Source organism: Candidatus Poribacteria bacterium, assembly GCA_021162805.1.
Classification (GTDB): Bacteria; Poribacteria; WGA-4E; order B28-G17; family B28-G17; genus JAGGXZ01.
The window spans coordinates 1-3,782 of sequence record JAGGXZ010000147.1; the positions used below are offsets into that span (position 1 = coordinate 1).

General features: G+C 50.5%; 7 protein-coding genes. 2 read left to right on the forward strand and 5 right to left on the reverse strand.

Annotated elements, in window-relative coordinates; translation table 11 throughout:
* The coding region (locus tag J7M22_11130; protein MCD6507160.1) for a hypothetical protein at positions 1-417 on the forward strand (417 nt) is incomplete at its 5' end.
* Here the strand turns inward: J7M22_11130 and J7M22_11135 are convergent.
* From J7M22_11135 to J7M22_11155, 5 genes are all read right to left on the reverse strand, one after another.
* Positions 357-956, reverse strand: a complete 600-nt coding sequence (locus J7M22_11135) for a LamG domain-containing protein (GenBank protein MCD6507161.1) — start codon at positions 954-956, stop codon at positions 357-359. The two genes, J7M22_11130 and J7M22_11135, sit on opposite strands and share 61 nt — an antisense overlap.
* A 95-nt stretch (positions 957-1,051) precedes the next feature.
* Positions 1,052-1,195 carry a hypothetical protein gene (locus J7M22_11140; GenBank protein ID MCD6507162.1) on the reverse strand — a complete coding sequence of 48 codons (144 nt, stop codon included), beginning with the start codon at positions 1,193-1,195 and terminating at the stop codon, positions 1,052-1,054.
* Between the two features lie 5 nt (positions 1,196-1,200).
* Entirely contained in the window at positions 1,201-1,629 is a 429-nt protein-coding gene (locus tag J7M22_11145; GenBank protein ID MCD6507163.1) for a PIN domain-containing protein, read from the reverse strand.
* Positions 1,601-1,897, reverse strand: coding sequence for a hypothetical protein (locus tag J7M22_11150; GenBank protein ID MCD6507164.1), 297 nt, complete (start codon positions 1,895-1,897; stop codon positions 1,601-1,603). The genes J7M22_11145 and J7M22_11150 overlap by 29 nt, the downstream gene beginning before the upstream one ends.
* 349 nt (positions 1,898-2,246) lie before the next feature.
* The gene (locus tag J7M22_11155; GenBank protein ID MCD6507165.1) at positions 2,247-2,996 is read right to left on the reverse strand and encodes a hypothetical protein; all 750 of its coding nucleotides are present in this window, start codon (positions 2,994-2,996) and stop codon (positions 2,247-2,249) included.
* 666 nt (positions 2,997-3,662) lie between these two features.
* Here J7M22_11155 and J7M22_11160 point away from each other — a divergent pair.
* A partial coding sequence (locus tag J7M22_11160; protein MCD6507166.1) for a transposase occupies positions 3,663-3,782 on the forward strand: 120 nt, incomplete at its 3' end.

The window sequence follows — 3,782 nt, forward strand, 5'->3', positions numbered from 1 at the left end:
AATGAGGAGAAGATCGGAACGGTCGGCCTGTCGCTCGGGGGCGAGACCGTGATGTACGTCGCGGCGCTGGATGAACGAATCAGGATCGCCGTCAGCAGCGGATGGTTGACCGCCATTCCGAATATGAAACGGGGACACTGCCCTTGTTGGAACTTCCCGGGGTTGGAGGAGAACTTCGAGTTCAGCGATATCTTCGCTTGCGTGGCGCCTCGACCTCTGGTGTTGGAGATCGGTCGAAAGGAGAAAACGCCGGGGGGATTCCCCGTGGAGATAGCCGAGAGGGCCTTCCGGGAGATTCGACGGGCTTATCGGTTTTTCGGAGCTGAGGAGCTCGGAGTAGGAGATGGGATCCTTCGTTATCTTTTCAACCTGCCCCATGTCAGGGGGAGCTTATCTGATGGTTCAACACCGACCTGAAGCCCATGCATGAAAGACTCCTTTATCTCCTCCTCGCTCCTGGCGGTATCCGATACTCTTATCTCGTCTATACAGCCTTTGAAATACCTGTGGTTTGGCTGTCCTCTTTCCGGAATCCTCACCTCCGCACCTATCCCTATCGATTGGGGGGCTCCACATTCTGATACAGATATCTTTCCTGAGGAGCTTATCTCCGAGTCGAGCTTCCCGTTAATATAAACCTTTACCTTTGATCCGTCGGCGGTTATCGCTATATGGCTCCATTTTCCTTCTTTCAAAGTGGATTTGCTTAGATGGTATCCGGGCGGATTAAGCCCATAGAAGTAAGTGGCCAGATGGCTGTTTTCCCGAAGTACCATGTAATAGCTACAGTCCTTTGTCAGCACGGTCATGTTATCTTCCCCCATCGACAATACCTCCGGTTTCACCCATGCCTCCAGCGTTATCTGATCGGTAATCTCGATGGTTTTGGATGAGGGCACCTCGAGGAAGTTCGTTCCGTCGAAATAAAGAGCATTACCGAATTTACCCTCTACCACCTTAGGCGGGCCGGATGGTTTCTTGGTGAGATTAACGGCAGGCTCCCCACCTTGTGTGTTGACAAAGGCATCGTTGCCGTTTCCGGATAGATCCTTTACCTTTTTAAAACCCCCTGATCGATCACCAGGGAGTCGCCGTCGAAATTCAGCAGCAACACGGTGTGCTCGTCCACCGCTTTAGAAAAGGCCATTTGCAAACAGATGAGGATCAAATTTAACGTCAATATCAGCTTAGCCATTTTCATCATCCCTCACCCCTTTCTCTTAACAAATTCCTTATGGTGACCCCGACCCTTCTGAAATCCTTATCGAACGTCACGACTTCAACCTCATCCTCCAGAACTAAGGATGCAAGGAGGGCATCCACGAAATCTATCTTCTTATCCGCATAAAGCTGAAGAGCTCTCAAGAGGACACCTTTATTTGAGAGGACGATCCCCCTTATCGAGAGCAACTCCGACACCACATCGCGGATTTTGGATCTCGGAACCTTATAGAACTTCTCAAGCGTCCATATAACCTCCGCTATGACCACATCGTGTATGTAGGCTTCTTCCCCTCTCCCCAAATTTTCCATGAATCTGGCGCTTGCCTCACTTTGCTCTGGCAGATCCTCCAGCAGATATCTGAGGATCACGTTGGTGTCAATCAACGGCCCCTTCTTTCGCCGCATCCCTCGCTACCTCCTCCTTCACCTTCTCTCTGACCTCCTCAGGATTAACCCCTTTCAACGCGTAGTCAGCCAGGACGCCCTTCAGCTTCCTCGCCTTTGATGAGCTCTCCTCCAGCCTCATGGCGAGCGTCTCCCATAGAAAGGTTCCGAGGCTTTTCCCCTCCTTTTCAGCCATCTCGGCGGCTCTTTCGACGTATGGTATGAACCTGTCGGGCACGTAGAGCGTCAGTTTCCTCTTCGTCCTGAGATGCTCCTGTTTCATCCTCATCTCTCCTACCTCCTATACGTATACTTATCCAAGTATACCTTATATCACCGGAGGATGTCAAATCACCTTGAAAGCTGTCAGCGGTTAGCTCTCAACGCTCAGCTTTTTGTAATAGCTGATAGCTAGGCTATCATAGCCTCAGAGAAATAAGGAAGCTCCTAACGGAAGAGCTCTTCGGCAGGGAAAAACCCTCTCGCCGTCCCGGCCCCTGCCAGGCCAGGGACAACAGCAAATCCGGCTTTAGGACGCTGTAGGGGCTTCCTCAGTCTATTATAACTCCTCTTAGGAAAGCGTCAAATTTCGAAATGCGAATTTAAATCCGAAATCTGCTCGATCACATCACCTCCGATCAAAGAGGATGGGATTTTATCTCACCCCATGTCAGAGAGAGTTTTCCCCCGGGCTCAACCTCCAGAGCGGGCGCCTCCTCGGTGTCGAACACCTCTATGTCATCCCAATACCCGTTTGGAACCCCTCCTCTGTCCGTCCGGCCATAGCTGGCAAGCCCAATTGTCCCCAGATGAGGCCACTTCTGAGGGAAGACATACTCCTCTATGTCATCTATGAGTATCTTCGCCGTCCCATCCTTGTATAACACGAACTCCATCTTCACCCATCTCTCCTCCTGAGAAGAGGCCTTGCTCTTGACCCATGAGGTGTTGTTCCATATGGCGTAGTGACCGTCGTAATTCGGATTTCCCGTCTGTCCTATCTGACAGAAGTTGGCTGAGTCCTTATCGGTTGTGCCGTCCCCTATAAGGAGATATTGCTGATCTACCTTCACCTTGTTCTTCCATCCTCTCTCGTAGAACCAGATCCTCACATGGGCGGGTTTGGGCTTCTCTTTTATCACATGCCATATGTCCTCCCAAACCTGCATCTGTTTTGAGATGAGCTTGATACAGGTTCTACCTCCCGGAGTATGGTTGTAGTCTGTGCTGAGCTCCCAGTGGAGATTCCCCTCTCCTTTCTCCCAGGCGGATTTCGTGAACGCCTCATCTTCAAAGCTGTCGTAGAATATCCTATCGGCGAAAAGGAGAGGCGTCAGATAGAAGCCCAGGACAAAGGAGAAAACCAAAAGAACGGAAAACCTCATCATCTCTAACCCTCCTTGTGCTTATATTTAAATCGAATCCTCGGGCTTCGATCGCCTGCCCAGGATACCATCTTCCTGTGACCTCCTCCCGCCTCTAAAGGAGATAGGCTTCCTCCTTCATCGAAGCGGCTTACATCGGAGGAACGAGGAGAAAGGAAATCCGTTGCACGTTCAACGTTTAACGTTGTAACGTTTTCCACTCCTGGTTCCTCGTTCCTTAACCTTCGCAGAGGCCCTCTTCTCCAGAAGCTTAACTTCGGACCGGTCCAGCCCTAGGGTTTGTACCAAAGTATTATATCACAACCGAAGATAAAAACAAGCCGCCTTTCATCCAAGAAGGGGTTTTCAACGCTTTTCGCCAGCGCTGTAACTGTAGCGAGTAGCGAGCAGCGAATAGGGGAGAATCACCACTCGCTACTCGCCATTCGCCGTTCCTCCTTGTGCCTGCCGGACTCGAGGGCACGCACAGGGGTGTGCCTCTACCATGCCTGATTATACCAAATCATTGAAAACCCCTGGATTTAGGCAGCGGTAAAATTGGCTAAAAGAGATAGATTTGTCAAGTCGGATTCAACTTGCCCAAAAGATGCAGGATGTAGTGAACCCCATTTTTTGGACACATCCCTTATTGGGGTGTATACTTAACAAGAGGAGGAAAGGGGGTTCACGATGAGTGGAAGAAGAGAGTTTTCACCTCATTTCAAAGTCCAAGTTGTGCTTGAGGCTCTAAAAGGGGAGAGATCCCAGGCACAGATCTGCAGGCAATACAACATCTCCTGTGAGCTTTTG

What these genes read in the sequence shown, in the direction of transcription:
- J7M22_11140 (MCD6507162.1), bottom strand. Translation starts at nt 1,195, where the DNA reads ATGGCTAAGCTGATATTGACGTTAAATTTGATCCTCATCTGTTTGCAA.
- J7M22_11145 (MCD6507163.1), bottom strand. Translation starts at nt 1,629, where the DNA reads ATGCGGCGAAAGAAGGGGCCGTTGATTGACACCAACGTGATCCTCAGA.
- J7M22_11150 (MCD6507164.1), bottom strand. Translation starts at nt 1,897, where the DNA reads ATGAGGATGAAACAGGAGCATCTCAGGACGAAGAGGAAACTGACGCTC.
- J7M22_11155 (MCD6507165.1), bottom strand. Translation starts at nt 2,996, where the DNA reads ATGATGAGGTTTTCCGTTCTTTTGGTTTTCTCCTTTGTCCTGGGCTTC.